The organism is Citrobacter sp. wls706 (assembly GCF_005281305.1).
Classification (GTDB): Bacteria; Pseudomonadota; Gammaproteobacteria; order Enterobacterales; family Enterobacteriaceae; genus Citrobacter; species Citrobacter werkmanii.
Genome location: NZ_SZXG01000006.1, coordinates 138,394 through 165,189, shown reverse-complemented (window position 1 = coordinate 165,189; position 26,796 = coordinate 138,394). Strand labels below are relative to the sequence as shown.

Below are 26,796 nucleotides of genomic sequence, written 5' to 3'. Positions count from 1 at the left end.
GCCTACAGATTAATGCGCTTTACTGGCCATGATCTCAATGATCTGCTTGTCGGTTTCCTGCATTGACCGACACGCCAGCGCGCACAGGTTAGTGATAGATTGCTCCACGTTATGCGCCACAATCCCTTCGTTACCCGTTACAGCAGTATCGTCCAGAGCCATCAGCACCGCTTTCCACGCCGCAGATGCGCTGGTTGAAACTTTCATCGCGCAGCTGTTTGAGGCGCCATCGCAAATCATTCCGCTCACGTCGCCAATCATGCTGCTGATCGCCATCGCGATGGTGTTGTAGCGCCCATCGACAATCCATGCCATACCCGCCGCAGCGCCCATCGCCGCCGTGGTTGCCGCACACAGTGCGGACAAACGTGGAAGCTGATGATGGATGTAGATTGCGCTCAGGTGAGACAGCATCAGCGCACGCGCCAGTTTTTCCTCATCCGCGCCAAAGTGCTCAGCAACCACCATCACCGGAACAGTGGCGGTAATACCCTGATTACCGGAGCCGGAATTGCTCATCGCTGGCAGCGTCGCCCCGCCCATTCGCGCATCCGATGCCGCACTGGTACGGATCAGAATGGCGGTAGATAGATCGTCTGCCAGCAGGCCACGCGCGCACTGCTTCTCAAGCGTGGTTCCGATGTGCAAACCCCAGTTACCGCGCAGCCCTTCCTGAGACAACGCCCCGTTCAGTTTTGCCGCATCGAGAATAAAGCGGATTGACGCAAACGGCACCGCATTCACAAACGCCAGAATCTCTTCCAGCGACGTGTGAGACAGCACCGCCAGCGGTGATTCCTGCTCCTCTTCCTGAGTGCTCTCTTCTGTCGCGAACACCACGCCTTTGTTGGTTTCAATGCGCACAACGTTGGTATGGCCGCCAACAATGGTCACGCACGCCCATCCTTCAGCGCTGTACACTTTCGCACGGGAAAAAAGAATATCTTCGCAAGGCTCTTGCAGCATCACCGTAACCTTCCCGGCGCTCAGCATCGCTTTGGCCTGCGCCACCGCCTCAGCCGAAGCGTCTTTCAGCACTTCCAGCCCGGCTTTGGCGTTACCACCGATCGCGCCCAGCGCGGCGGCAATCGGTAACCCCACCATGCCAGTCCCCGGAACGGTCACACCCAGGCCATTTTTCATCAGGTTTGGCGAGACCCACGCATCAATGCGTTCAACCGCGCCGTCCAGCTCAGACGATGCGACCGCCGCCGCCAGAGCCAGAGAGATAGGTTCCGTGCAGCCCAGCGCGGGCTTCACTTCTTCCTGCACTGCGCGAATAAAATTATCCCATAATGGATTCAATGTAGTCTCAAACATAACAACAACCTTTGCTCAGATAACTCAGGAAAATGCCAGGAACGGAGAAACGCACAGCAGCAAGCCCGTGATAATAATCAGATACAGGGAAGCGCCTTTGTATTTGTGCAGTGCAGGAACTTTGTAGACCAGCCACGCCGGGATCAGACAACCCACCATGCCGAAGATTGGACTACAAATAGACGTGAAGCTCAGTACCGGCGCATTGAGCACAATTGCGCTCCAGGCCAGCAGAATGGCGAAAATCATAATGCCGCGCTGCACCAGGGTTTCATTGATTTTCTCGGCTGGCATTTTACGGCGCAGCACGTTCATCACGATCCCCTGAGTAGCTTCACGGAAGCCTAAATAGACGCCGAAGAAGGCAGTCATTACGGCAAAGATGTTCAGGATAACGCTGACGATTTTCACCCAGCCAGCACCATCGCCGCTGATAAACTGCGCAGCAATCGCCAGAGCGGAAATGTTCTGCTCATAGGCTTTAACCGCTTCGTCGTGGCCCATCGCCAGCGTGAAGGAAACGGCGTAGAAAAAGACCGTAACGAACAGAATACCAAACGCGATATTCATAGCGCGCAGCGCTTTATGACGCGCCACCTCAATGGATTTTTCGCGAGAACGATATGAGATAACCATTGGGCTAAGAGTCTGAATAAACAGAATCGAGGTCAGCGTAAACGGCAGCGTGATAATCGCGTTTTTGATCAGCAGCGCCATCGGCGGCAGCGAACCTACGTTATATAAATGCCACATCCCTACCATCGACACGCCAAGCGCCGCTACCACCAGCAGCTTGGTCAGTACCATACCGGTAGAGATTTTAAACAGCAGTTTTTCCCCGCGCGACGAGATGGCCACCAGGATGCAAATTAGCACCAGGCCATAGAACGGGCTGTCGGACAGTAAGCCTTCAGTCAGGCCAAACGTGTGCAGATAGGAGGCGCTGTCGTTAGTGATGGCGGTGGAATAGACGAACATCCAGATGACCAGCATCACAAAATACAATGCCCCCAACAGGATGCCCCAGTTTTTACCCAGGTAGCCGCTGATCACGCTCGGGTAGTCTTTGCATTCTGGGGATTCAGCCAGCGTATTGATAAACAGACGCTGGAACAGATACATGGCAGGGTAGCCGATGATAGAGGAGAGTAAGAATACCCACAGCCCCATCAGTCCTACCTGGACGGGAAGAAAAACAATCCCCGCGCCGATTGCCATACCGATACTCATAATGACCCAGCCGGTGTCCGTACTGTCGAATTTAATGGCTTCGCGCCATTCACTTTCGGTCATTCCCGCCCGACGTGCCGGAGCAGATGCGTCGAGTATTACGCTGCTATTCGTTGCCGTTTCCATAATTTCCCGCTCAATGTGTAGGTAGAGGTTTTTTTATTTTTTTCGTACTGCTTAATGCGATACGCAGTACATAAGGTGCAGGTGAGCTATTGGAGTAATGAAGAAATCATACGCGCAGGATCAGAGAAAAACTTTACAAATAAACCCCTGTAATTTCTAAAAGTTAAGAAATATTTTCTCTTTTAATAACATTAAATGTATTAAATTTCTGTTTTTGAAGCAGATCACAACAAAAAAGGTGCGCTAAAGTACTAATGTTTGTCAGTTAAGCATTATCGAGAACATGTGATTCTAGTTCAGGATTCCGTTCACCTCAGCGGTGTCATTTCTCTGAAACGCCGTTACCCGTGAACGTGCAAGGGAGGCTCATCGCCGCCTCCCTTGCAACCCAGGCTCCCGGCGGGAAAATCGTCGCTGCGCGATTCATTCGTCTTATGCCGTCTGCCTGTCGGGTCGGGGCCGAGCCTGCATCCCTGCAGGCCATCCCCTCTGCCCGCATCCCTGCGGGCAGACCCGGTCAGCCGTCAACACCTCATCGATTTTCAGCCGGATCGGGGTCATCGCTTCAATGCTCTGACTTCCAGTGAAACCTGTTTTGCTGTTTAAACAAAAAAACGCAGATGGTCAGGTGTGGGCTGGTCCGGCTGAAAATTGCCGACGTGTTTCCGTAAGGCAGGGAGAGCCAGCATGGATGCTGGCTCAGGGCGCGCTTTGCATGGATGCTACCTCGCGCCCGGCCCGGTAGCCTGAAGGAATAAGCGGAGGGTATTGCGCAGCAACAATTTTCCTGCCGGGAGCCGGGATTGTAAAGGGTGCGGCGATAGCACCCTTTACACGTTCACAGGAACCGGTACATAAGAGAAGCAATGAACATAAGGTGAACGGAACAATGCCTCAGATTCATCATCCTGGTCAGTGGATGTTAATTGATTCATTGCCGGATGGCGGCGCTTACGCCTTATCCGGCCTACAAACGCACCCTTTCATCTCAGGTACAAACCACTTTAATCGCCAGGCCACCGCGCGAAGTTTCACGGTACTTGTCATTCATATCTTTGCCCGTTTCGTACATGGTCTCGATCACTTTATCGAGCGAAACGCGTGGCTCAGACGTCCGGCGTAGCGCCATACGCGCGGCGTTCACGGCTTTTACCGCGTTGATCGCATTGCGTTCGATACACGGTATTTGCACCTGCCCGGCCACCGGATCGCAGGTCAGCCCCAGGTTATGCTCCATAGCGATTTCCGCCGCAATGCATACCTGCGCAGGGCTACCGCCAAGCAACTCCGTCAGCCCGGCTGCCGCCATGGAACAGGCTACGCCAATCTCTCCCTGACAGCCCACTTCGGCACCAGAAATAGAAGCATTCATCTTATACAGCGCGCCTATCGCTCCTGCTGCCAGCAAATATCGGGCAATCGAGTTCGCATTCACCGGACGGCGGAATTTGTCGTAATAGGCCAGCACGGCGGGAATTATCCCGCATGCGCCGTTGGTTGGCGCGGTAACAACCCGACACCCGGCGGCGTTTTCTTCGCTCACGGCCAGCGCGAACATGTTGATCCAGTCGATCACGTTCATCGGGTCACTGGACAGATTATCACTGGAAACCAACAGTCGCCGCAGCGCCACGGCGCGACGCGGGACGTTCAGCGGGCCCGGCAGGACGCCTTCGGTGTTCATGCCGCGCTCAATCCCGGCGTGCATGACGTCCCAGATGGCGGCAAAACCAGCATCGATTTCCTCTTTGCTGCGCATCGCCAGTTCGTTTTGCATCATCAGGCCGGAAACAGACAGCCCGTTGCGCTCGCACAGCTTCAGCAGTTCGCTGGCGGAATGAAAATTGTAGGGTACGGGTGTTTCAACGTCATGCACCTGACCAAATTGCTCCTCTTCGACGATAAAACCGCCGCCGATGGAGTAATAGGTTTTACTTAACAGTGTCTCGTTACCATGCCACGCGGTAATACGCATACCATTTTCATGGCGCGGCAGCGTTTCGCTATGAAAGAGAATATTTTCGTCTGGGGAGAAATCGACAATATGCGTACCCTGAGCAACCGGCAAACGTCCGGTACGGGCCACTTCCTGAGTAAAACCAGGGATTGAATCTATATTAACGTTTTGCGGACTGTTACCGGCCAGTCCCATCATGATGGCGACGTCTGTCGCATGACCTTTGCCGGTCAGAGAGAGCGATCCATAAAGATCGACCACGATATGCGTGGTCCTGAAGAGTTCCCCGCTGCTGACCAACAGATCGATAAAGCTTTTACCTGCGTTCATTGGCCCCACGGTATGGGAGCTGGAAGGTCCAATGCCAATCTTGAAAATATCGAATGCGCTAATCATATCCACACCCTCGGATTGCCGTTCAGTGAAGACCAGGTTTCACACTCATTAAGGATCGGGGCGATCCTGCGATCGCCCCGCAAGGGATTACAGCGTATCGCCACGCACGGCGATGGCTTCAATCTCCAGCTTCACATCCTTTGGTAAGCGGGCGACCTGTACGCAGCTGCGCGTAGGGTAGATTGCCTTGTGCTCATCAAAAAACTGCTGGTACACCTGGTTAATGGTGGCGAAGTCGTTCAGGTCAGAAACGAAAACGGTGGTCTTGACGATATCGCTCACCTTCAAACCGGCGGACTCGACAATCGCTTTCACGTTTTCCAGGCTTTGACGCGCCTGATCGGCCACGTTTTCTGCCACTTCACCGGTCTGTGGACACACCGGAATCTGACCTGAGGTCAACACCATACTGCCCAGATCCACACCCTGTACGTAAGGTCCAATCGCCCCTGGCGCACATTCGGTTGCAATAACTTTTCTCATAACCCCTCCGGCGTTACAGCGCCTGGGTGAAAGTACGTGAAATAACGTCCTGCTGCTGTTCGCGGGTCAGCGCGTTGAAGCGCACCGCATAACCAGACACGCGGATCGTCAGGTTCGGATAGTTTTCCGGGTGCTCAATGGCATCCATCAACATTTCACGGTTCATAACGTTAACGTTCAGATGCTGCCCACCTTCCACATGCGCTTCATGGTGGAAGTAACCATCCAGCAGCCCGACCAGGTTGGTTTTACGCACGCTATCTTCTTTGCCCAGCGCAGCCGGCACAATGGAGAAGGTGTACGAAATACCGTCTTTGGCATAGGTAAACGGCAGTTTGGCGACCGAGGTTAACGACGCCACCGCACCTTTGCGATCGCGGCCGTGCATCGGGTTTGCCCCTGGCGCAAACGGCGTACCTGCGCGACGTCCATCCGGCGTGTTACCTGTTTTCTGGCCGTACACCACGTTGGAGGTGATGGTCAGAATGGACTGCGTCGGCACCGCGTTACGGTAGGTTGGCAACACCTTAATTTTTTTCATAAAGCGTTCGACCAGGTCGCAGGCAATGCTGTCTACGCGCTCGTCGTTGTTACCGTATTGCGGATAGTCGCCTTCGATTTCAAAATCGATCGCCAGACCGTTTTCATCACGAATCGGTCTCACGCGGGCGTATTTGATAGCCGACAGCGAATCCGCCGCCACGGAAAGCCCCGCCATACCACAGGCCATCGTGCGATAAACATCACGATCGTGCAACGCCATCAACGAAGCTTCATAGCTGTACTTGTCGTGCATGTAGTGGATGATGTTCAACGCGCTGATGTACTGCACGGCCAGCCAGTCCATAAAGTGGTCCAGGCTCTCCATCACCGTGTCGTAATCCAACACGTCATCCATCAGCGGCGCAGTTTTCGGTCCGACCTGGATTTTTAGTTTCTCATCCACACCGCCGTTGATTGCGTACAGCAACGTTTTGGCGAGGTTGGCGCGCGCACCGAAGAACTGCATTTGCTTGCCGATAACCATCGGGCTGACACAGCAGGCAATGGCATAGTCATCGCTGTTAAAGTCAGTACGCATCAGATCATCGTTTTCGTACTGTAAAGACGAGGTGATGATGGACACCTGAGCGGCATATTTTTTGAAGGCAATCGGTAGCTGCTCGGACCACAGTACCGTCAGGTTCGGCTCAGGCGCCGGCCCCATGGTGTGCAGCGTATGCAGGTAGCGGAACGAGTTTTTGGTCACCAGCGTACGACCATCCAGTCCCATACCACCGATGACTTCGGTCGCCCAGATAGGGTCGCCAGAGAACAGGGTGTCGAATTCCGGCGTACGCAGGAAGCGCACCATACGGATCTTCATAATGAAGTGGTCGATCAGCTCCTGCGCCTGCTGCTCGTTTAAAATTCCCGCTTTGAAGTCACGCTCAATGTAGATGTCGAGGAACGAAGCGGTACGGCCCAGCGACATAGCGCCGCCGTTCTGCGATTTCACCGCAGCCAGGTAAGCAAAGTAGACCCACTGCACCGCTTCCTGCGCATTACGTGCCGGACGAGAGATATCGCAGCCGTATTTCGCTGCCATTTCCTGCATTTGCAGCAGAGCGCGACGGTGTTCAGACAGTTCTTCACGCAGACGAATCGTGGCTTCAAGATTCTGCCCCCACTCCAGATTCGACTGAAGATCGGCAAACTGCAGTTCACGCTCACGCACCAGGTAGCGGATACCGTACAGCGCAACGCGGCGGTAGTCACCGATGATGCGGCCACGACCATAGCCGTCCGGCAGACCGGTCAGTACGCCGGATTTACGGCAGCGCAGCATATCCGGAGAGTAAGCATCGAATACGCCCTGGTTGTGGGTCTTACGCAGGTCAGTAAACAGGTATTCAAAATTAGCATCCATCTCACGACCATAAGCATCAAAAGAGCTTTTGATCATGTTGATGCCGCCAAACGGATGCAGGGCGCGCTTGAGCGGCGCATCCGTTTGCAGACCGACGATTTTTTCCAGTTCTTGTTCAATATAACCGGCGTCATGCGCGGTTATCGTGGTGGCAATATTGGTATCGAAATCAACCGGCGCATGGGTCGAGTTTTCAATACGGATGCCCGCCATAACTTTTTCCCACAACGCCGTGGTTGCTGGCGTTGCTTCGGCGAGGAAAGATTCATCCCCTTCATAAGGCGTGTAGTTGTGCTGAATAAAATCACGGACATTAATTTCTTCTTTCCAGTCCGTACCTTTAAAGCCATTCCAGGCTTCGGCATACAGCATATCGCTGGTATCGATATTTACCTTCATGAAAAATAATCTCTCTGCTGAAAATTAATTATGCAAATGCTACTGGGATATTAATTTTGCCTAACGCAATGGCATCACGAGCAATCATTTTCTCTTCATTTGTGGGAATCACCGCACAAATAACACGAGCATCCTTATTAGAGATAATTCTTTCGCCATGGGAATTTGGCAGACTATTCATCTCGCTATCGATATTTACACCTAAAACGGCCAAATGCTCGATAACCAAACGGCGAATTAATACTGAGTTCTCACCGATTCCGCCGGTGAAAATAATGCCATCAAGACGATGCAGCGATGCGGCATGTCCGGCGATGTGACGCGCAATACGATGCACAAACGTTTTAATCGCCAATTGCGCGCGCTCATGTCCTTCGTGCCAGGCTTTTTCTAACGTACGTAAGTCAGAGGACAGACCGGAAATACCCAGCAAACCGGACTCTTTATTCACTACGCGCTCAAGGTCGCCGAGCGTCTGGTTGGTTTCAGCGGCAATCCACGCCATCGCGCCGAAATCCACGTCGCCGCTGCGTGTGCCCATCATCAGCCCTTCCAGCGGCGTCATGCCCATCGAGGTATCAACGCTCTGCCCGTTACGTACCGCACAGATAGACGCGCCGTTGCCCAGGTGCGCCACAACCAGACCTGAATCATCATTCTGCAGATCCAGAAGTTCATGCGCTCGTTGCGAAACATAGCGATGCGACGTGCCGTGGAAACCGTAACGACGAACGCCTAACTCCTCAAAATATTTCCACGGTAAACCGTACAGATAGGCTTCTGGGGCCATCGTCTGATGGAAGCTGGTATCAAATACCGCGACCTGCTGCACGCCTGGGAAAAGGTGCTGAGCAGATTCAATCCCGCTCAGGTTCGCATAATTATGTAGCGGTGCTAATGGCGATACCCGGCGAATATTGTCGATAACTTCCTCAGTAATAATTGCTGATTCGGTAAAGATATTTCCACCGTGGGCAATGCGGTGGCCAATTAAGGCCACACTGTCCATTAAATTACGTTTTTCCAGTTCAACGGCAATCGCTTTTAATGCGTCTTCGTAGCTGTGGTGAGCCAGCTTAGCTGGCTCTCCTCCATTAATTGCTATGAACGCATTTTCAGAGTTAATACCGTCTGCAATTCCCGCCATTAAAACTTCACAGTTTGCTGCATCGAGCACTGAGAATTTAATGGAAGATGAACCACAGTTAATAACCAGTACTACCGGAAACTCATTCATTTCACTACTCCGCTCATCCTGAGCTTAAGGATTAAAACAGTTTGTAGACAATGTTCAGGATGGTCAGCAGACCAATCACGGTAACAAACACGTTATCCAGACGGCCACGGTATTTCGCCAGTGATGGCGCTTTACGGATGGCATACATCGGCAGCAGGCAGAGCAGAGAGGCAATAATCGGCGCGCCCATTGCTTCAATCAGGTCCAGGATGTTCGGGTTGGCATATGCCACAACCCAGGTGGAACCCATGATGAAGATCATGCTGATGGTGTTGAGTTTGCCCATGGAAACTTTGGTTTTATCGCCTTTGTAACCAAACTTCAGCACCAGACCGTTCAGACCTTCCAGCGTCCCCAGATAGTGGCCGAAGAAAGATTTGAAGATAGCAACCAGGGCGATGATTGAAGCACCGTATTCCAGAATGGTGGCGAAGGTAGACTTCGTACCGGACAGTGAAGCGAAGTGGTTCGCCAGGTAAGACAGCACTGGAATGTTTTGCGCTTTCGCATCCGCCATGTTTGCCGGAGAGAGCGTGAACAGGCAGCTAAAGGCGAAGAACATTACCACCGCAACCATCAGCATACTGGCGCGGGAGATGATTTTAGAACATTTCTGCTCGGTGAATTCGCGACCGTAATCTTTCTCATACTCTTCGCGTTTAGAGACGACGAAAGAAGAAACGATTGGCGAGAAGTTGAAAGAGAACACCATGATGGAAATACCCAGCCATACGGTAACCAGGATGCCGTCATGGCCAGTCAGGGCGATATTGCTGATATCCACCTGATCGATAACCGCAGAGTTCCAGTAAGGAATCAGCGACAGAGAGATAAGCACCAGGCTGGCAATGAACGGCCATACCAGGTAGCTCATCACTTTAACCATCAGATCTTTACCAAACCAGATGACGAATGCCATCAGCAACAACAGGAACAGCGCCACGAAGCCACGGTTCAATGCTGGCATCTGCAGCTGGTTTTCCCAGAAGGTCATAAAGGTGTTGGTAATGGTGACGCCATAAATCCACAGCAGCGGACAAATCGCAAAGAAGTAGAGGAACGTGATAACCACACCGCCCGTTTTACCAAAGTGCTCTTCAACCGTTTCTGTGATGTTACCGGAAGGGTTAGAACCGGAAAGACACAGGCGTGCCAGCGCACGGTGGCAATAGAAAGCGATGGGGTATGCTAACACCAGCATGATCAGAATGGGGATCAGTCCGCCAAAACCTGCGCGGATAGGGAAGAACAGCACCCCTGCGCCGATGGCTGTACCAAATAAACCCAGTGTCCAGGTGGTGTCCGATTTGCGCCAGGACGACTGTTTTGTCTGGCTGGATACAATGCTATCAGTAGTACTCATATCCTATCCTCAACGAAGTATATTAAGCGTCAACTAAACCAGTAATTTGAGATACACGAGAAAGATCGATATTACCGCCAGAAATAATGCTGACTGTTTTTCTGTTCTGGATATAGCTATCTAATTTCCCGCTTAATAATGCTGCGCATGCCAGCGCACCGGCACCTTCAGTTACAACTTTATTTCGCTGAATTAATGCCACCATGCTGTTGCGAATTTCATCTTCGCTGACCAGGACAATGTCATCCACCAACTCACGAACGATTTCATACGTTAAAGTACCCGGGCGAGAGACGTCACAACCATCCGCCAGGGTGCCGGTCGTTCGGTGCGTGGTTATTTCTCCAGCGCGGAAAGAAGCCGCCATGCCGTGAACGTTTTCAGACTGTACGCCAATAATCTTAATGGTCGGGTTAATAGATTTAATTGCCACCGCAATACCTGCAATCAGTCCGCCGCCGCCAATTGGCACAATCACGTTATCGACATCGTACAGATCTTCCAGAATTTCCAGACCAATAGTGCCCTGACCGGCAATCACTTTCGGGTCATCATAGGGCGGAATAAAGATACGGCCTTCCGTTTCCACAATCTCGCTAACCTTCGCGATAGTGTCGTTGAAGTTATCACCGTGCAGCACAACTTCCGCGGAATAATCGCAGGTTGCCGCCACTTTAGACTTCGGCGCGCCTTTCGGCATCACCACTTTGCCGTCAATTCCGAGCATGGCGCAGGAGAGAGAAACCCCTTGCGCATGGTTCCCTGCAGAGCAAGCCACCACGCCTTTACATCTTTCCGCTTCGGTTAATGAACTGAGCTTGTTAAAAGCGCCGCGGATTTTAAATGAACCGGTACGCTGCATGTTTTCAAACTTGAGGAAAATTTCCCCTTTGCAACGTTCACTAAAATAGTTAGAGCGAGGCATTCCCGTTTTATATATTTTCCCCGCCAGTCTTTTTTTCGCTTCGAGGATATCTTCAATTGCAACTGGGAGATCGTATGTAATGTGCATTAGAACCTCTTACCTGGGTATTAAATTAAATAGATAGCCGTAACCATTGTCAGATATAGACAGATGGCATTGAGTCCGTGTTAAAACAAATTCAATCTTTAATCAACTTCAATTAATTGCCTTCGTCTTCGACAATTATATGATGAATATTCTTTGGCTAATTCCACCAAAATAGATGCTGCTTTTTTAATTCGATAATTTTTCGACCACACGGCGGCATAACGCGCGACGGGTAACGTCTCTTGTACCGGGATAGTAATAAACTGGTTTGAGCCAAACGGTGTGGTCATGTCACAGGGAATTACTGTTAAGAAATCAGCATTGAGAACAAGATTATAAATGGTGACGACGGAGTCAGTATTAACGATGTTTTCACTGCTGATGCCATTATTTTGTAACGTAGTTAGAAGTTCGCGGTAGTATCCCATATTCGTTTGTGGCAACACCCACTGTTCGTTTTTCAACGCGCTCAGCGAGGTGATGCCGGTGCATGTTCGGGACTTGCTGGCGACCAGTATAAAGTCTGACTCAAAGAGCGGCTCAACATGGAGATCCTGTAGTTTCATCTCATCACTCAGCGTACCGATAGCGAAGTCGAGGCGCCCGTCACGAAGCGCGGGTAAGAACGAGGAGAGCTGCGCTTCGTACATGGAAACCTGCGCCTTCGGAAACACCTCTTTAAATTTTTTAATCATGCCGGACATGATGGTGAAGGCGATCAGTGAAGGAAAGCCAAACGACACATCAACCACTGCGTTACTCGTCATGCTGTTCATCTCATCAACCATGTTTTTCATTTCACGAGTAATGGATTCAGACCATGAGAGCATCACCTGACCAGCCTGAGTCAAGGTAACGCCGGTATTTTTACGCACCACTAACTCAATACCAAAATAAGCCTCAACATCATTAATGATTTTGCTGACCGCCGGTTGAGTTAAACCTAATTCTTTTGCAGCAGAACCGATAGAACCACTTCTAATGACTTCCTGAAAGACCACTAAGTGCTGTGTTTTAGGGAGAGAAATAGTATTCATATCGTCCTGCTCTAATAACTTTGTTGACGGCAGGAAGTTTACCAAATTAAGCAAACGAGGATATGTGCGACCACTCACAAATCCCCTTCCCTTACATTTTGTAAGATTATTATTAAATTGATAATTTCTTATTAATCATAGAGATAGAAAATATCAATCTCACTTAACCCTGACTTTAATCAAAAAAAGATGGGGGGATAACGATTTTTTATGGCTATAACGACATCATTTTCTCTGTTATTTCTTCGAACCATGAAAGGCTATATTTCAATCAATTACAGAGTAATTACCGGTAAAAAATGCGTTTAAATTTAATAAGTAATTTATCAAATATAATTATATTTTATCGTTTATGGTGTTTAAATAACGCCATGCATCACATTTTTTTGCCTTGTTTGTTTGTAAAAAAACATTGCATTTATCAATATTTAAACCAATGAAAACAAACCATCATCATATGCAACATTATATTAACACCGATTTTGCGCACTTTGTCAGCAACTAATTTTGTGATGGCGATCGATTGCGCGTGATTATTCTCGATAAAAACGTATCGCATAGCGTTTTGTGTTGCTCATCACAAAACCAGAAATATCCCGAGAGACATTTCCTCTTATAAAAGAAATCAGGAACATTAATAAGAACGAAATAAAGGTTAGATGAGTGGGAAATAAACGTCAGATTTGTGGTGAATCAATCGCAACGCCATCAGGAAAACATTTGCCGGATGGCGGCGTAACCACCTTATCCAGCCTACAAAACCCGTTCCATACACCCAGTAGGCCTGATAAGCGCAGCGCCATCAGGCATGACAACCTACTCAGAAAGCAAAAACCCCGCCGAAGCGGGGTTTTATAAAGAGTGAAGCTGACCGATAAGCCGGGTTCTGTCGTGGACAGTCATTCATCTAGGCCAGCAATCGCTCACTGGCTCAAGCAGCCTACCCGGGTTCAGTACGGGCCGTACCTTGTGAACCCCTATTTGGCCTTGCTCCGGGTGGAGTTTACCGTGCCACGGACTGTTACCAGCCGCGCGGTGCGCTCTTACCGCACCCTTTCACCCTTACCTGATCCCACTTACGTGGGCCATCGGCGGTTTGCTCTCTGTTGCACTGGTCGTGGGTTTCCCCCCCAGGCGTTACCTGGCACCCTGCCCTATGGAGCCCGGACTTTCCTCCCCTCCGCCCGTCTCCCCCGAAGAGGACGACGACGAAGCGGCGACTGTCTGGTCAGCTTCGGCGCGCAGTATAGAGGGTTTGCGGGGCAATGTCACCCCGCACTGCGCATTCCTATCGCCAGCGTGGCGGCAATGTTCCTTGAAGCACGATAAATATTATCAAATGCCCCACGGAACGCCTCTTCCAGTGTGCTGATACTGGTCAATACGCTAAACACCGCATCGATACCATATTGATGCACCACCGCCACATCATGCGTCAGGCTGCCGCCAATACCAATCACTGGCTTGTGGTACTTCTTCGCGACATTCGCCACACCTACCGGCACTTTGCCGTGAATACTCTGGCTGTCGATCCGCCCCTCGCCAGTCACTACCAGCGTGCAATCGTGAATATGTTCTTCCAGATTAAGCGCCTGAGTCACAATCTCTATCCCACTGCGCAGATCCGCGCCTAAAAAAGCCATTAACGCTGCGCCCATTCCACCAGCCGCACCGGCGCCGGGAACGTCCTTCACGTCGACCCGCAGCGATTTTTTAATAATCTCGGCATAGTGAGACAGATTACGGTCCAGTTCGAGAATGCGTTCTTCCGTTGCCCCTTTCTGCGGGCCAAAGATACGTGAAGCGCCAGAATCACCTGTAAGCGGATTGGTCACGTCACAAGCCACGCGAATTGAACAGGTTTTTAAACGTGGATCCAGGCCCGAGATATCGATGGCGTTCAGACTCATCAGGCTACCACCGCCGTAGCCAATTTCAGTTCCGTTGGCGTCACAGAGTTTCGCTCCCAGCGCCTGCGCCATACCCGCGCCGCCGTCGTTGGTCGCGCTACCGCCAATGCCGATAATGATGCTCTGTGCGCCGCTGTTCAGCGCCTGCAAAATCAACTCTCCGGTACCACGCGACGTAGTGACTAACGGATTGCGCTTTTCAGGAGGAACCAGCGCCAGACCACTGGCTGCCGCCATTTCGATAAACGCGGTTTTACCGTCCCCGGACATGCCCCAGCAGGCATTCACTTTTTCGCCCAGCGGCCCCGTCACCCACGCGGAATGTTCACGCCCTTGCGTGGCAGCAATCATGGCTTCGACCGTTCCTTCGCCGCCATCGGCAACCGGAACAGACACATATTGCGCATCGGGGAAAATTTCCCGAAATCCTTTTTCTATTGCCTGAGCTACCTCGGTGGCAGAAAGGCTTTCTTTATAAGAGTCTGGGGCAATTACGATTTTCATAGTTATGTAGCCTGACAGTGCCGCGCAAGGCAAGAAATACAGGGCGCGCATCCGCGCCCTTCTTGTTAGCGAGTGACTTCCACTTTCGCCAGTTTTTCGTAGTAGCATGCGAGTGCGCTGTGATCGGCGGAGCCCAACCCATCTGCGCGAAGCGCCTGCATCATCTCCATGACTGCAGCCGTCAGCGGTAACTGAGCGCCAACACCATGCGAGGTATCCAGCGCATTGGCCAGATCTTTAATGTGCAGATCGATACGGAAGCCCGGCTTGAAGTTGCGGTCCATCACCATCGGCGCTTTCGCATCCAGTACGGTGCTGCCCGCCAGCCCGCCACGGATCGCCTGATACACCAGATCCGGGTTCACACCAGCTTTGGTTGCCAGCGTCAGCGCTTCAGACATCGCGGCAATGTTCAGCGCCACAATCACCTGATTCGCCAGCTTGGTGACGTTACCCGCGCCAATTTCACCTGTATGCACCACGGAACCCGCCATCGCTTTCAGCAGATCATAGTACTTGTCGAAAATCGCTTTATCACCGCCGACCATCACCGACAACGTGCCATCAATCGCTTTTGGCTCGCCGCCGCTGACCGGCGCATCCAGCATATCCACACCTTTCGCTTTCAGCGCCTCGCTGATTTCACGGCTGGCTAGCGGTGCGATGGAACTCATATCGATCAGTACCGTCCCCGGTTTCGCCCCTTCAATGATGCCGCCTTCGCCTAGCGCCACCTCTTTCACATGCGGAGAGTTCGGCAGCATGGTGATGATCACATCACACTGCTCGGCAATGTCTTTCGCCGTGGCGGCGGTTTCTGCGCCTGCGGCGATCACTTCCGCAATAGATTCTGGGTTACGGTCGGCAACCACCAGCGAGTAACCTGCCTTGAGGAGGTTTTTACTCATTGGTTTACCCATGATACCGAGGCCAATAAAACCAACTTTCATTGTCATGTCTTTATCTCTCTCTACTGTCGATGGTGGTTATTTCTTAAAAGAATCAGCCAGTTTCTGCGTGGCTGAACGGAACACGCCAAGGTCGCTGCCGACGGCAACAAACGTCGCGCCCCACTCCAGATAACGCCGCGCATCCGCCTCTACCGGGGCCAGAATGCCGCTTGGTTTGCCGTGGGCTTTCGCGCGGGCGAAAATGTGCTGGATAGCTTTCTGCACATCGGGATGGGACGCATTGCCGAGGTGGCCTAACGCCGCAGCCAGATCGCTGGGGCCGACGAAGATACCGTCAACGCCTTCAGTCGCCGCGATTGCATCAACGTTATCAACGCCCTGCTGGCTTTCGATCTGCACGATGATGGTGATGTTCTTATTCGACTGCGCAAAATAGTCCGGCACGGTGCCAAACATATTGGCGCGGTGGGATACGGACACGCCGCGAATCCCTTCCGGTGGATAGCGGGTTGACGCCACCGCGTTCACCGCCTCTTCTTCGGTCTCAACAAACGGGATCAGGAAGTTGTAAAACCCGATATCCAGCAGACGCTTAATGATCACCGGCTCGTTGGTCGGCACACGTACCACCGGCGCGCTGGTGCTGCCTTTCAGCGCCATCAATTGCGGGATAAACGTCGAGATATCGTTCGGCGCATGTTCGCCGTCCAGCACCAGCCAGTCGAAACCTGCCAGACCTAAAACTTCGGTGCTGATTGGGTTGGCTAATGCAGACCAGCAGCCAATCTGAATCTGCTGCGCCGCGAGGGCCGCTTTAAACTTATTCGGGAAAATTGTGTTATTCATCGCCTATACCTTTATTTATTTCTGCAATTCCATACGTTTAATGTCACCGACAATAAACAGGTAGCAAACCATTGCCATCAGCGCCGAGCATCCTACGAACATCAGCGCGGCATTAAATGAGTGCAACTCGCTCACCAGATACCCAATCACCAACGGAGTAACAATGGAGGCCACGTTGCCAAATACGTTAAATACGCCACCACACAGACCGACAATCTCTTTCGGCGCGGTATCGGAAATCACCGGCCAGCCCAACGCCCCGAAGCCTTTGCCGAAGAACGCCAGCGCCATCAGCGCTACTACCAGAGCAGTGTTATCGGTGTAGTTACACAGAATAATGGTCGATGCGAGCAGCATGCCGAGCACAATCGGCAGCTTACGCGCCAGGGTGATGCTGGAGCCACGTTTAATCAGATAATCAGAGAACACCCCACCCAGCACGCCGCCAATGAATCCACATAGCGCCGGAATAGACGCCACCAGACCAACTTTGAGGATCGACATACCTTTTTCCTGTACCAGGTAAATCGGGAACCAGGTAAGGAAAAACCAGGTAATTGTGTTAATAAAATACTGTCCGAAGAACACCCCAAGCATCATACGGTTGGTGAGCAACTGCTTGATATAATGCAGCTTAGGACCACCTGACTTCACATCGCCCGGCTTCTTATGGTCCATATCCACGACCGCGCCGTTTTCAGAGATAAACTTCAGCTCTTCTGGCGACATACGCGGGTGATCGGTTGGGTTATGAATAAACTTTACCCATAGCCCGGTGAGCACAAAACCAATCACGCCCATTACGGTAAACACGTGCTCCCAGCCCCAGGCGAAGGTCAGCCAGCCGAGCAGCGGAGAAAACAGCGCCAGGGAAAAATACTGTGCGGAGTTAAAAATCGCGGATGCCGTACCGCGCTCTTTGGTCGGGAACCAGGCCGCCACGATACGGGCGTTGGCCGGGAAGGAAGGCGCTTCCGAGAAGCCCAGCATAAAGCGCATGATGAACATTGAAATACCCGCCCAGGCCAGCGGGAACATGTCCACAAAGCCCTGCAGGAAGGTAAACAGCGACCAGAAGAACAGGCTCCAGGTATAGACTTTCTTCGAGCCGAACTTATCGAGCAGCCAGCCGCCGGGGATTTGCATCAACAGGTAAGCCCATCCGAAAGCGGAAAAAATATAACCCATTGAGATGGCGCTGAGGTGCAACTCTTTCGCCACTTCCGTGCCGGCAATTGACAGCGTCGCACGGTCCGCATAGTTAACGGCAGTTACAATAAAAATTATCAGTAATATTAAATAGCGGGTATGTGTACCTTTCTTTTTTTCGACAATTGCATCCAGAATCATTCTATTTACCTCGGGCACATAAAAATGTTTTTATTATTATTTGTTAGCTATCCCTGGTGATAAATTACCGATAATAAAAACACATAATAATTTATCAGACGTTATGAAACCGTGATTTAGTATAATCAGCAGAGCAACGTTAATCATTGTGCAGAAGCTCACTAATCACGCCTTATTAAAATAATATTTTGGGCATATGCACACACCCATGGGCGCTAATGCACACATTTACTGATTAGTCCCCTTGGTGGTACGGTCCTGCTGAGTTTAAGTGATCATGATCACATTCTTAATTTTAAACTCCTGACATTCTTATTTCACGATACCGAATATTTATTACTGATAATTAGATTCAAAATATAAATATCCACACTATTATCACCACCTTGTTGGAGAATACTGGACAATGGCCGACATCGAAATCAGACAACAATCGCCAACGGCGTTTTATATTAAAGTTCACGCAACAGATAATGTGGCGATTATTGTCAATGACAATGGTCTGAAAGCCGGAACGCGTTTTCCAGACGGGCTCGAACTCATTGAACATATTCCCCAGGGTCATAAAGTGGCGCTATGCGATATTCCCGTTCACGGCGAAATTGTGCGTTACGGCGAAGTGATAGGCTATGCCGTTCGCGATATCCCGCCCGGCAGCTGGATTGATGAATCCATGGTTGAGCTACCCAAAGCCCCGCCGCTGGAGACGCTGCCGTTGGCAACCAAAGTGCCAGAGCCGCTGCCGCCTCTTGAGGGTTATACCTTCGAAGGCTATCGCAATGCAGACGGCAGCGTCGGCACCAAGAATCTGCTCGGCATCTCCACCAGCGTGCACTGCGTTGCGGGCGTGGTGGATTATGTGGTGAAAATCATTGAGCGCGATCTGCTCCCCAAATACCCGAACGTTGACGGCGTGGTGGGGCTTAATCACCTGTACGGCTGCGGGGTGGCGATTAACGCTCCGGCCGCCATTGTGCCGATTCGCACCATCCATAATATTGCGCTGAACCCCAACTTTGGCGGTGAAGTGATGGTTATTGGCCTCGGCTGCGAAAAACTGCAACCGGAGCGACTGCTGGAAGGAACTCACGATGTAAAAAGTATCCCGGTCGACAGCGCCAGCATCGTCAGTCTGCAGGATGAAAAGCACGTCGGCTTTCAATCGATGGTTGCTGATATTTTGCAAGTGGCAGAACGCCATCTGGCAAAGCTCAACCAACGCCAACGTGAAACCTGCCCGGCATCAGAACTGGTGGTCGGAATGCAGTGCGGCGGTAGCGATGCCTTTTCCGGCGTGACGGCCAACCCAGCGGTGGGTTATGCCTCCGACCTGTTAGTACGCTGCGGCGCGACCGTGATGTTCTCGGAAGTGACCGAAGTGCGCGATGCCATCCACCTTCTGACCCCGCGCGCGATTAACGAAGAAGTAGGTAAGCGCCTGCTCGAAGAGATGGCCTGGTACGATAACTACCTGGATATGGGCAAGACTGACCGCAGCGCCAACCCTTCACCGGGCAACAAGAAAGGCGGTCTGGCAAACGTGGTGGAAAAAGCGCTGGGCTCAATCGCCAAATCTGGCAAGAGCGCCATCGTCGAAGTATTGTCGCCGGGCCAGCGTCCAACCAAACGAGGTCTGATTTACGCCGCAACGCCCGCCAGCGATTTTGTCTGCGGTACGCAGCAGGTTGCTTCCGGGATCACCGTGCAGGTATTCACCACCGGTCGCGGTACGCCGTACGGCCTGATGGCGGTGCCGGTGATAAAAATGGCGACGCGTACTGAGCTGGCCAATCGTTGGTTTGACCTGATGGACATCAACGCAGGTACCATCGCTACCGGAGAAGAAACCATTGAAGACGTGGGGCTGAAATTGTTCGAGTTTATTCTCGACGTCGCCAGCGGGCGTAAGAAAACCTTCTCGGATCAGTGGGGACTGCATAACCAACTGGCGGTGTTTAACCCGGCGCCAGTGACCTGATTATCGAAACGAAAGCCAACGAAAAAACGGGGATTTATCCCCGTTTTTTATGTCTATGTAACAACAAATAAAGTGATAACGTTCGCATTTTAAGAGGTTTTTTTAAACATCTGTTTTTTTCGATTCAAACCCACAAAATAAACCTAACAACATGAAATTAAACGAAATAATATCGCCATTGTTTTATGTTATATTTTCGTTTTGATAAAAGAGAAACCTACCGAAAGACGACCTTGTTTTAATGCGATAATCCCCTATTTTTTACCGCTTTGACTTTCTCCGATGTAAAACAGATTATTCATAGGCTCCTGTAATTTACCTCATAAGCATTCTGACCTGAATAAAGAGGGAAGTTATGTATACCCTGAATAAAAATAATGTCGCATTGGCCTGTCTTATTTCCTGTTTACTGGCAACTCCTGTCGTCGCGAGTGCTGAAGGCCAATCGGACGCAAAGCCTGTTAAATTACGCTACACGTTATGGGACCGTAATCAACTCCCTGGCGAACAACAGCTCGTTAATGAATTCGAAAAAAACAACCCTGGCATCAAAGTCGAAATTGAATTAACACCTTATGACCAATATTTTATCAAGCTAAGTTCAGCAGTCGGTGGAAATGTAGCACCGGATGTATTCTGGATGAATATGCCTAATTTCCAGCAGTATGTTAAAAATGGCATGCTGGAACCACTGAGCAATTATCTGAAAGAGAAATCAGCGCCGAAACTGGATGATTTTGTTAAAAGCTCAGTCGATGCCTATCAATACCAGTCGCAGCAGTATGCCATCCCAAGGGATATTGATGCAATTGCCGTCTGGTACAACAAAAAAATGTTCGATCAGGCTGGCGTGAGCTATCCCGATAAAAACTGGACATGGGACGATTTAAAACAAAAATCAGTGCAGTTGCGTAAAGGGCTGGATAAACAGTCTTATCCACTGGCAATGGAATTCAGCAGCGGGCAGGACAGTTACTTTAATCTGCTATTACAGGCTGGCGATAAGATTGTCCTGCCTGAGGGCAAAACGGATGTTGCCAATGACAAAGCCATCGCCGTCTATCGCGATGTTCAAGGCATGCTGAACGCGGGACTAATCCAACCGCCAGGCGAGATGGAAGCCTCGGATGTCTTCCAGTCAAACCGGGTAGCCATGGTCTACGCAGGCTCATGGTGGGCATTACCCTTCTCTCAAAATGAGCTGATTAAGGATCACATCGGCGTGGTACCAATGCCTAAAATGGCAGAGCAGGCAGGTGTATCCCATAGCCTGGCATTTGCCATGTCAGCAAAAAGTCAGCATAAAGATGCGGCGTGGAAGTTCATTGAGTTCATGAGTTCTGAGCATGCGCAGCAGACGCTGGCTACGGGAAAAGTCGTGATCCCCGCGAACCAAAAAGTGGCCAAAGAGTGGGCTGAAGGCTTTAAGGGTATTGATGTTTCAGCCTATATAGATTCATTGGCTTTCTCACATAAATATCCAACCGCAGGCTCTAATACCGCCAAGTGGAATAGCATCCTGAATGATGGCTTGAAAAAAGTCTGGACGGGTACTGACCCAGAAAAAGTCATGCCTGGTGTTGCAAAACGCGTTGAACGAGAAATGCAGAAATAATCCTGAGGGAGCCATGCTCCCTCTCGCTTTCGCCCACGCAATATATTTTGGTTGCACAGTGAGCATCCCGGAGTCTGTATGAGCTATTCAGATGAAACTGCATCCCCACAATTACCAGCCAGGGAAGTGCACAAAAAATCCCTGACCAAGCTGGAAAAAGAAGAACGCTTCTGGGGATGGATAATGATTATGCCGTTACTGGCGGGGTTAATTGTTTTTTACTTTACTCCATTCTTCCAGAACGTTTTTTATAGTTTCACCGACCTGGGCGAGTTTCAGATCTGGACGACAATCAGCTTAGATAACTATATTAATTTATTCAGCGATGATGAGTTTCGTTCAGCAATATATAACACCCTGGCCTATGTTTTTATTTGCGTACCGATAATCACCATTTTGTCATTACTGCTCGCAATTGGCCTGAATCAGGCGATTCGCGGTCAGTGGTTGTTTCGCACGCTGTTATTTCTACCCGCTGTCACTATGCCTGCGGCCATTGCTATGGTCTGGCAGTGGTTGATGAACCGAAACTTCGGCTTAATTAATCAGATCCTGGCTTTTTTCGATCTTCCGGCCATCGGTTGGTTATCCGATCCCGATGTCGTCCGCCTGAGCGCCTCGTTGGTTATCATCTGGTCGGCTATTGCGCTGAAGATGATCATTCTGCTCGCTGGATTGCAGGGGATCCCCAAACAAATTTATGAAGCGATGTCGCTGGATGGCATCAGCAAATTGCGTGGATTCTGGTCTATTACCTTACCGCTAATGATCCCAACGCTGTTTTTCGTACTGGTGATCTCTTTTATCGAAACGCTGCAAATTTTCGATGTGGTTTATCTGCTGTTTGGTAGTTCATCCATGGTGGACGATCAGACGATGACCATCGCCTATCTCTTCTATAAATACGCCTTTATCTACCATGAAAAAGGGTATGCCTCAGCAATCGCCGTGGTGATTTTCGTTATCACGATGGTCCTGACGCTGCTGCAAATATGGATTGGTAAACGACTTAAAGCACAGTGAGGCACCACGATGTTCATGACAAAACGTGAAAAATGGCTAATTTACGGCCTGATGATCCTCGCGACGCTGGTAACGGTGGTTCCGTTTATCTGGATGATCATCACCTCTTTTAAAACCCAGGCAGAAAGCATCGCCTTTCCGCCGATCCTGCTACCCGCCAACCCAGGGTTTCAGGCTTACGGTAAAATCTTGCATGAAATGCCTTTTGGCAGCTTTTACTTTAACTCGATCGTCTCCACGCTGGTCATCGTCATTTTGCAGACGCTGATTGCGGCAATGGCAGCGTACGGTTTCTCCCGACTGCGTTTCAAAGGACGAGATGTCCTGTTTATGCTGTGTATTTCAATTCTGATGGTGCCCGGTCAGATCTTTTTAATCCCACAGTTTTTAACCGTTGAAAAAATCGGTTTGCTGAACTCAATTCCTGGACTGGTGCTACCGGGCTTATTCAGCATATATAGCGCCTTTTTATTACGTCAGTTTTTTCTGTCAGTACCTAAAGAACTGGAAGAAGCAGCCATTATGGATGGGTATAACCATCTGACTATTTTCTTCAAAATTATGCTGCCATTAATTAAACCGGGACTGATTGCCTGCGTCATTATTAACGGACTGTGGAGCTGGAATAATTTAATGTGGCCGCTGATCGTCAACACTTCCATGGATAAAATGACATTACCAGTAGGATTAGCCTCACTTTCTGGCCGCTCAGGCGTGGAATATCCGATGTTAATGGCGGGCGCATTGCTGGCGATTATCCCGATGTTGTTACTTTATATCTTCTTCCAGCGCTATTTTATTCGCGGCATCGCTGGTGCCGGAATTAAAGGATAAGGGGCAGTGTTATGTCAGGTATTCAATTACAGGCAGTAAGCAAAGTCTATCCCAATGGCTTTCAGGCGATCCATGGCGTTGATCTTGAAATCCACGACGGCGAATTCATGGTGTTTGTCGGGCCATCAGGCTGCGCCAAATCAACGCTGCTACGCATGATTGCAGGTCTGGAAGATATCACTCATGGCCATATCGCAATCGGAGAGAAGTGCGTCAACGACCTGCTACCAAAGGAGCGAGGCGTTGCCATGGTCTTCCAGAATTATGCCCTTTATCCCCACATGACGATTTATAAAAATATGGCATTCAGTCTGTTAGGGAAAATGAGCAAAGAAGAGATTGATATCCGCGTCCGGGAAGCAGCACACAAGCTGGAAATCGAAACATTGCTCGACAAAAAGCCCGGTCAGCTTTCAGGCGGTCAATGCCAGCGCGTAGCCGTTGGCAGGGCCATCGTGCGTAAGCCAGACGTTTTTTTGTTTGATGAGCCGCTGTCCAACCTGGATGCAAAACTGCGTGTTTCAATGCGCGTACGGCTGACAGAACTGCATCGACAACTGCGTCACGAAGGCGTGAGCGCAACCATGGTGTACGTCACGCACGATCAGATTGAAGCGATGACGATGGGAGACAGGATTTGCGTTCTAAATGGCGGCCGTATTATGCAGGTGGATACCCCAGGGAATATTTACCATCACCCCAGGAATAAATTTGTTGCTGGTTTTATTGGTAATCCGGCAATGAATATTATGCTGCTTGATATTGACCCCAGCACTCGTGGCCTGCGCCTGGCTGATAATTTAATCCTGCCACTAAATACGCGCTTGAGTAACCTACTGGAGCAATATCCGCACTCCAGCGTCTGGTTTGGCATCCGCTCAGAGGCCATTCAGTTAGCCTCGCAGCATGATGCCTCGGCGTTCGATGCGCACATTACCAACGTAGAAAGGATGGGCAACGAAGACCTTCTGCATTTTGATATTGGTGAGCAACATATGATCTTACGTATTAACTCCTCACCCGACTGGACCCCACTTCCCGGTGAATCTATCAAAGTGAAATTTAATCTGGAAGCCGCCTTTTTGTTTGATAAAAAACATGAAGAAAATTTGGTCTGACCGTTATTCAGGCTAAGTGAAAAATGAGAGGTTTATATGTGTGCGAATAAAGTGACCGTATTAGTGGTAGGGGCTGGTGCGCGCGGAGAAATATATTCTCGCTATGCGCTTGAACATCCAGACAGAATGCAGGTGGTAGGCGTTGCCGAGCCCAGAGAGGCATACCGCCAGCAGTTTGTCGCACAGCATAAGATTGACCCAAATAACGTGTTTTGCGACTGGCAAGAAGCTGCGGCCCAACCCAAAATGGCCGATGTGGTACTTATTTGCACGCAGGATAATATGCACAAAGATCCTGCCGTGGCGTTTGCAAATCTCGGCTATCACATTCTGCTGGAAAAACCGCTCGCCCCTACGCCAGAAGATTGCCGGATCATTATTGATGCGGTCAAACGCAACAACGTATTACTGGCCGTCGCGCACGTCCTGCGTTACACCCGCTATACGCAAAAGCTGAAATCACTGCTTGATGATGGCGTAATTGGCGATATTGTCAGCATGCAGCATCTCGAACCCGTAGGTTACTGGCATCAGGCGCACTCGTTTGTACGTGGTAACTGGCGCAATGAAGCAGAATCGTCATTTATGTTGTTACAGAAATCCTGTCATGATTTGGACTGGATCCGCTACATCATGAGCGACAACTGCCAGGACGTAGGATCATTTGGTAGCCTGAGTCACTTTGTGAAAGAGAATCAGCCTGCTGGTGCCGCCGACCGCTGCCTTGATTGTCAGGTTGAAGCAACCTGTCCCTGGTCTGCCTGCAAAATTTATCTGGGTGAAAACCACAAATGCACTCCACACTTCCGTCGAGTGCTGACTGCAGATCCTAGCGAAGAGAATGTTCGCCAGGCGCTGCGCGATGGGCCTTATGGTCGTTGCGTTTATCGTTGTGATAATGATGTAGTGGATCATCAGGTTGTTAACTTACGTTTTGCCCACCAACAGACAGTGACCTTTACCATGACCGCGTTTACCAAAATGGAAGATCGAAAAACGCGCCTGTTTGGCACCAGAGGTTATCTGGAAGGTGATGGCGAGCAAATCAGGGTGTTTGATTTCCTGACAGACAAAGAAACAGTGCATCAGATCGAGGAGATCGCCGCTGGCACACAAACCCAGATGGGGGGGCATGGTGGTGGCGATTACTACCTGATGGATCGCTTTATCCACGCAGTGATGGCCAACGATCAAAATATGATTCTTTCTGGCCCAGATGAATCACTGGAAAGTCACTTAATGGTCTTTGCCGCAGAGCGCGCTCGCAAGGAAAACTGTCTGGTTACGCTGTGAAGCCGGAGGAGATGAGGCATGTTTTACGGTGTTGATATTGGTGGAACCAAAACTGAAATTGTCGCTTTTGATAAGGAAATGCAGGTTTGCTGGCGTAAGCGCGTCGCCACGCCAGTGCAGGATTATGAACTCTTTCTTTCGACCTTTACTTCACTTATTGATACCGCCGACTGGGCGACTGGAACGCAAGGAAAAATTGGCATCGGCATGCCCGGTCTTATGGACAGACATACCGGAAAATTACTGTCATCTAACGTGCCTTGCCTCACAGGACGCCAGGTGATGAACGATCTGGCCCACCGCCTCAATCGTTCGGTTGAACTGGACAATGACTGCTGCTGTTTTGCACTCTCGGAAGCCCATACCCAGCAGGCTCGCCAGTTCTCCCGAATTTTTGGTGCCATTATTGGCACCGGCATGGGTGGAGGGTTAGTCATTGACGGTCAGTTGTATCGGGGTCGCAACCGAATGGCCAGTGAGTTCGGCCATTTACCGCTTCCGGCAACGTTTATGCGTCGTTATCACTTGCCTGAGTTGAAGTGCGGCTGTGGCTTACAAGGGTGTCTGGAACGCTATCAATCCGGTCCTGGTTTACTGTGGCTCCACAAACACTTCAGTGGAGAACAACTCAAAATGGAGACCCTGCTGGAGCATTATCGTCATGGCAATGCCAGCGCCGTTACTACCATAGAAGCATGGATTGATATGTTGGGTTGTACGCTGGCGCAATTGCAGTTGATTCTGGATGTCGATGCTTTTGTTCTCGGCGGTGGAGTTTCCAACATCGAGGAAATTTATACGTTGCTGCCGCAGGCCATGTCACGTTACTTGTTCCCGGGATTAGAGCCTGCCCGCGTATTCCCGGCCATCCATGGTGCATCCAGCGGGGTTCGCGGTGCCGCATTGCTGCTGGTTGAACAGGGTACGCTGACCCACTAAAACACT

The 26,796-nt window shown here is 50.5% G+C and carries 20 protein-coding genes and 1 other RNA gene; 7 read left to right on the top strand and 14 right to left on the bottom strand.

All coding sequences use genetic code 11. From position 1 onward, the window contains the following. Positions 1 to 9: 9 nt before the first annotated feature. The 14 genes from FDW92_RS02605 to garP all read right to left on the bottom strand — a co-directional run bounded on the left by FDW92_RS02605 (position 10) and on the right by garP (position 17,990). Positions 10 to 1,320 carry a serine dehydratase subunit alpha family protein gene (locus tag FDW92_RS02605; protein WP_042311144.1) on the bottom strand — a complete coding sequence of 437 codons (1,311 nt, stop codon included), beginning with the start codon at positions 1,318 to 1,320 and terminating at the stop codon, positions 10 to 12. Between the two features lie 24 nt (positions 1,321 to 1,344). Continuing rightward, positions 1,345 to 2,676, bottom strand: a complete 1,332-nt coding sequence (locus FDW92_RS02600; RefSeq protein WP_042311146.1) for an amino acid permease — start codon at positions 2,674 to 2,676, stop codon at positions 1,345 to 1,347. Between the two features lie 988 nt (positions 2,677 to 3,664). Further along, a complete protein-coding gene (gene tdcG / locus FDW92_RS02590; RefSeq protein WP_042311189.1) occupies positions 3,665 to 5,029 on the bottom strand; it encodes an L-serine ammonia-lyase in 1,365 nt (454 codons plus the stop codon). An 87-nt stretch (positions 5,030 to 5,116) separates the two neighbouring features. Next, the gene (locus FDW92_RS02585) at positions 5,117 to 5,512 is read right to left on the bottom strand and encodes an enamine/imine deaminase (RefSeq protein ID WP_003828585.1); all 396 of its coding nucleotides are present in this window, start codon (positions 5,510 to 5,512) and stop codon (positions 5,117 to 5,119) included. Positions 5,513 to 5,525: 13 nt separating this feature from the next. Further along, positions 5,526 to 7,820, bottom strand: a complete 2,295-nt coding sequence (gene tdcE, locus FDW92_RS02580) for a 2-ketobutyrate formate-lyase/pyruvate formate-lyase (RefSeq protein WP_042311190.1) — start codon at positions 7,818 to 7,820, stop codon at positions 5,526 to 5,528. A gap of 28 nt (positions 7,821 to 7,848) precedes the next feature. Next, complete coding sequence (gene tdcD, locus FDW92_RS02575) at positions 7,849 to 9,057, bottom strand: propionate kinase (RefSeq protein WP_038634108.1); 1,209 nt, start codon at positions 9,055 to 9,057, stop codon at positions 7,849 to 7,851. Positions 9,058 to 9,088: 31 nt separating this feature from the next. Next, positions 9,089 to 10,420, bottom strand: coding sequence for a threonine/serine transporter TdcC (gene tdcC / locus FDW92_RS02570; protein WP_006687934.1), 1,332 nt, complete (start codon positions 10,418 to 10,420; stop codon positions 9,089 to 9,091). Between the two features lie 22 nt (positions 10,421 to 10,442). Next, positions 10,443 to 11,432 (bottom strand): bifunctional threonine ammonia-lyase/L-serine ammonia-lyase TdcB, encoded by a 990-nt coding sequence (gene tdcB, locus FDW92_RS02565; protein ID WP_042311192.1) that lies wholly within the window; start codon positions 11,430 to 11,432, stop codon positions 10,443 to 10,445. Positions 11,433 to 11,530: 98 nt separating this feature from the next. Then, positions 11,531 to 12,469 (bottom strand): transcriptional regulator TdcA, encoded by a 939-nt coding sequence (tdcA, locus tag FDW92_RS02560; RefSeq protein WP_042311194.1) that lies wholly within the window; start codon positions 12,467 to 12,469, stop codon positions 11,531 to 11,533. An 859-nt stretch (positions 12,470 to 13,328) separates the two neighbouring features. Continuing rightward, positions 13,329 to 13,705, bottom strand: an RNA gene (gene rnpB, locus FDW92_RS02555) — RNase P RNA component class A. A 32-nt stretch (positions 13,706 to 13,737) separates the two neighbouring features. Next, positions 13,738 to 14,883: a glycerate 2-kinase gene (gene garK / locus FDW92_RS02550; protein WP_042311196.1), complete on the bottom strand. Its 1,146-nt coding sequence runs from the start codon at positions 14,881 to 14,883 to the stop codon at positions 13,738 to 13,740. A gap of 65 nt (positions 14,884 to 14,948) precedes the next feature. Beyond that, positions 14,949 to 15,839 (bottom strand): 2-hydroxy-3-oxopropionate reductase, encoded by an 891-nt coding sequence (garR, locus tag FDW92_RS02545; protein WP_042311198.1) that lies wholly within the window; start codon positions 15,837 to 15,839, stop codon positions 14,949 to 14,951. 30 nt (positions 15,840 to 15,869) lie between these two features. Beyond that, the gene (gene garL / locus FDW92_RS02540) at positions 15,870 to 16,640 is read right to left on the bottom strand and encodes a 2-dehydro-3-deoxyglucarate aldolase (RefSeq protein WP_042311200.1); all 771 of its coding nucleotides are present in this window, start codon (positions 16,638 to 16,640) and stop codon (positions 15,870 to 15,872) included. 15 nt (positions 16,641 to 16,655) lie between these two features. After that, on the bottom strand, positions 16,656 to 17,990 hold the full coding sequence (garP, locus tag FDW92_RS02535) for a galactarate/glucarate/glycerate transporter GarP (protein WP_042311203.1): 1,335 nt from the start codon (positions 17,988 to 17,990) through the stop codon (positions 16,656 to 16,658). 406 nt (positions 17,991 to 18,396) lie between these two features. Here garP and garD point away from each other — a divergent pair, with 406 nt between their 5' ends. The 7 genes from garD (at position 18,397) to FDW92_RS02495 (ending at position 26,790) form a co-directional block, all read left to right on the top strand. Further along, positions 18,397 to 19,968 carry a galactarate dehydratase gene (gene garD, locus FDW92_RS02525; protein ID WP_042311205.1) on the top strand — a complete coding sequence of 524 codons (1,572 nt, stop codon included), beginning with the start codon at positions 18,397 to 18,399 and terminating at the stop codon, positions 19,966 to 19,968. A gap of 355 nt (positions 19,969 to 20,323) precedes the next feature. Beyond that, positions 20,324 to 21,583, top strand: coding sequence for a sugar ABC transporter substrate-binding protein (locus tag FDW92_RS02520; protein WP_042311206.1), 1,260 nt, complete (start codon positions 20,324 to 20,326; stop codon positions 21,581 to 21,583). A gap of 78 nt (positions 21,584 to 21,661) precedes the next feature. Next, on the top strand, positions 21,662 to 22,606 hold the full coding sequence (locus FDW92_RS02515) for a sugar ABC transporter permease (RefSeq protein ID WP_042311208.1): 945 nt from the start codon (positions 21,662 to 21,664) through the stop codon (positions 22,604 to 22,606). A gap of 9 nt (positions 22,607 to 22,615) precedes the next feature. Further along, positions 22,616 to 23,440 carry a carbohydrate ABC transporter permease gene (locus FDW92_RS02510; RefSeq protein ID WP_003024907.1) on the top strand — a complete coding sequence of 275 codons (825 nt, stop codon included), beginning with the start codon at positions 22,616 to 22,618 and terminating at the stop codon, positions 23,438 to 23,440. Positions 23,441 to 23,451: 11 nt separating this feature from the next. Further along, positions 23,452 to 24,558, top strand: a complete 1,107-nt coding sequence (gene ugpC / locus FDW92_RS02505; RefSeq protein WP_042311210.1) for a sn-glycerol-3-phosphate ABC transporter ATP-binding protein UgpC — start codon at positions 23,452 to 23,454, stop codon at positions 24,556 to 24,558. A 36-nt stretch (positions 24,559 to 24,594) separates the two neighbouring features. Next, the gene (locus FDW92_RS02500) at positions 24,595 to 25,851 is read left to right on the top strand and encodes a Gfo/Idh/MocA family oxidoreductase (RefSeq protein WP_042311212.1); all 1,257 of its coding nucleotides are present in this window, start codon (positions 24,595 to 24,597) and stop codon (positions 25,849 to 25,851) included. 18 nt (positions 25,852 to 25,869) lie between these two features. After that, positions 25,870 to 26,790, top strand: coding sequence for an ROK family protein (locus FDW92_RS02495; RefSeq protein ID WP_008785896.1), 921 nt, complete (start codon positions 25,870 to 25,872; stop codon positions 26,788 to 26,790). Positions 26,791 to 26,796 lie beyond the last annotated feature (6 nt).

What these genes read in the sequence shown, in the direction of transcription:
- tdcC (WP_006687934.1), bottom strand. Translation starts at nt 10,420, where the DNA reads ATGAGTACTACTGATAGCATTGTATCCAGCCAGACAAAACAGTCGTCC.
- tdcG (WP_042311189.1), bottom strand. Translation starts at nt 5,029, where the DNA reads ATGATTAGCGCATTCGATATTTTCAAGATTGGCATTGGACCTTCCAGC.
- FDW92_RS02520 (WP_042311206.1), top strand. Translation starts at nt 20,324, where the DNA reads ATGTATACCCTGAATAAAAATAATGTCGCATTGGCCTGTCTTATTTCC.
- FDW92_RS02515 (WP_042311208.1), top strand. Translation starts at nt 21,662, where the DNA reads ATGAGCTATTCAGATGAAACTGCATCCCCACAATTACCAGCCAGGGAA.
- garK (WP_042311196.1), bottom strand. Translation starts at nt 14,883, where the DNA reads ATGAAAATCGTAATTGCCCCAGACTCTTATAAAGAAAGCCTTTCTGCC.
- tdcA (WP_042311194.1), bottom strand. Translation starts at nt 12,469, where the DNA reads ATGAATACTATTTCTCTCCCTAAAACACAGCACTTAGTGGTCTTTCAG.
- FDW92_RS02600 (WP_042311146.1), bottom strand. Translation starts at nt 2,676, where the DNA reads ATGGAAACGGCAACGAATAGCAGCGTAATACTCGACGCATCTGCTCCG.
- FDW92_RS02585 (WP_003828585.1), bottom strand. Translation starts at nt 5,512, where the DNA reads ATGAGAAAAGTTATTGCAACCGAATGTGCGCCAGGGGCGATTGGACCT.
- garR (WP_042311198.1), bottom strand. Translation starts at nt 15,839, where the DNA reads ATGACAATGAAAGTTGGTTTTATTGGCCTCGGTATCATGGGTAAACCA.
- FDW92_RS02495 (WP_008785896.1), top strand. Translation starts at nt 25,870, where the DNA reads ATGTTTTACGGTGTTGATATTGGTGGAACCAAAACTGAAATTGTCGCT.
- tdcD (WP_038634108.1), bottom strand. Translation starts at nt 9,057, where the DNA reads ATGAATGAGTTTCCGGTAGTACTGGTTATTAACTGTGGTTCATCTTCC.
- garL (WP_042311200.1), bottom strand. Translation starts at nt 16,640, where the DNA reads ATGAATAACACAATTTTCCCGAATAAGTTTAAAGCGGCCCTCGCGGCG.
- FDW92_RS02510 (WP_003024907.1), top strand. Translation starts at nt 22,616, where the DNA reads ATGTTCATGACAAAACGTGAAAAATGGCTAATTTACGGCCTGATGATC.
- ugpC (WP_042311210.1), top strand. Translation starts at nt 23,452, where the DNA reads ATGTCAGGTATTCAATTACAGGCAGTAAGCAAAGTCTATCCCAATGGC.
- garD (WP_042311205.1), top strand. Translation starts at nt 18,397, where the DNA reads ATGGCCGACATCGAAATCAGACAACAATCGCCAACGGCGTTTTATATT.
- FDW92_RS02605 (WP_042311144.1), bottom strand. Translation starts at nt 1,320, where the DNA reads ATGTTTGAGACTACATTGAATCCATTATGGGATAATTTTATTCGCGCA.
- garP (WP_042311203.1), bottom strand. Translation starts at nt 17,990, where the DNA reads ATGATTCTGGATGCAATTGTCGAAAAAAAGAAAGGTACACATACCCGC.
- tdcE (WP_042311190.1), bottom strand. Translation starts at nt 7,820, where the DNA reads ATGAAGGTAAATATCGATACCAGCGATATGCTGTATGCCGAAGCCTGG.
- FDW92_RS02500 (WP_042311212.1), top strand. Translation starts at nt 24,595, where the DNA reads ATGTGTGCGAATAAAGTGACCGTATTAGTGGTAGGGGCTGGTGCGCGC.
- tdcB (WP_042311192.1), bottom strand. Translation starts at nt 11,432, where the DNA reads ATGCACATTACATACGATCTCCCAGTTGCAATTGAAGATATCCTCGAA.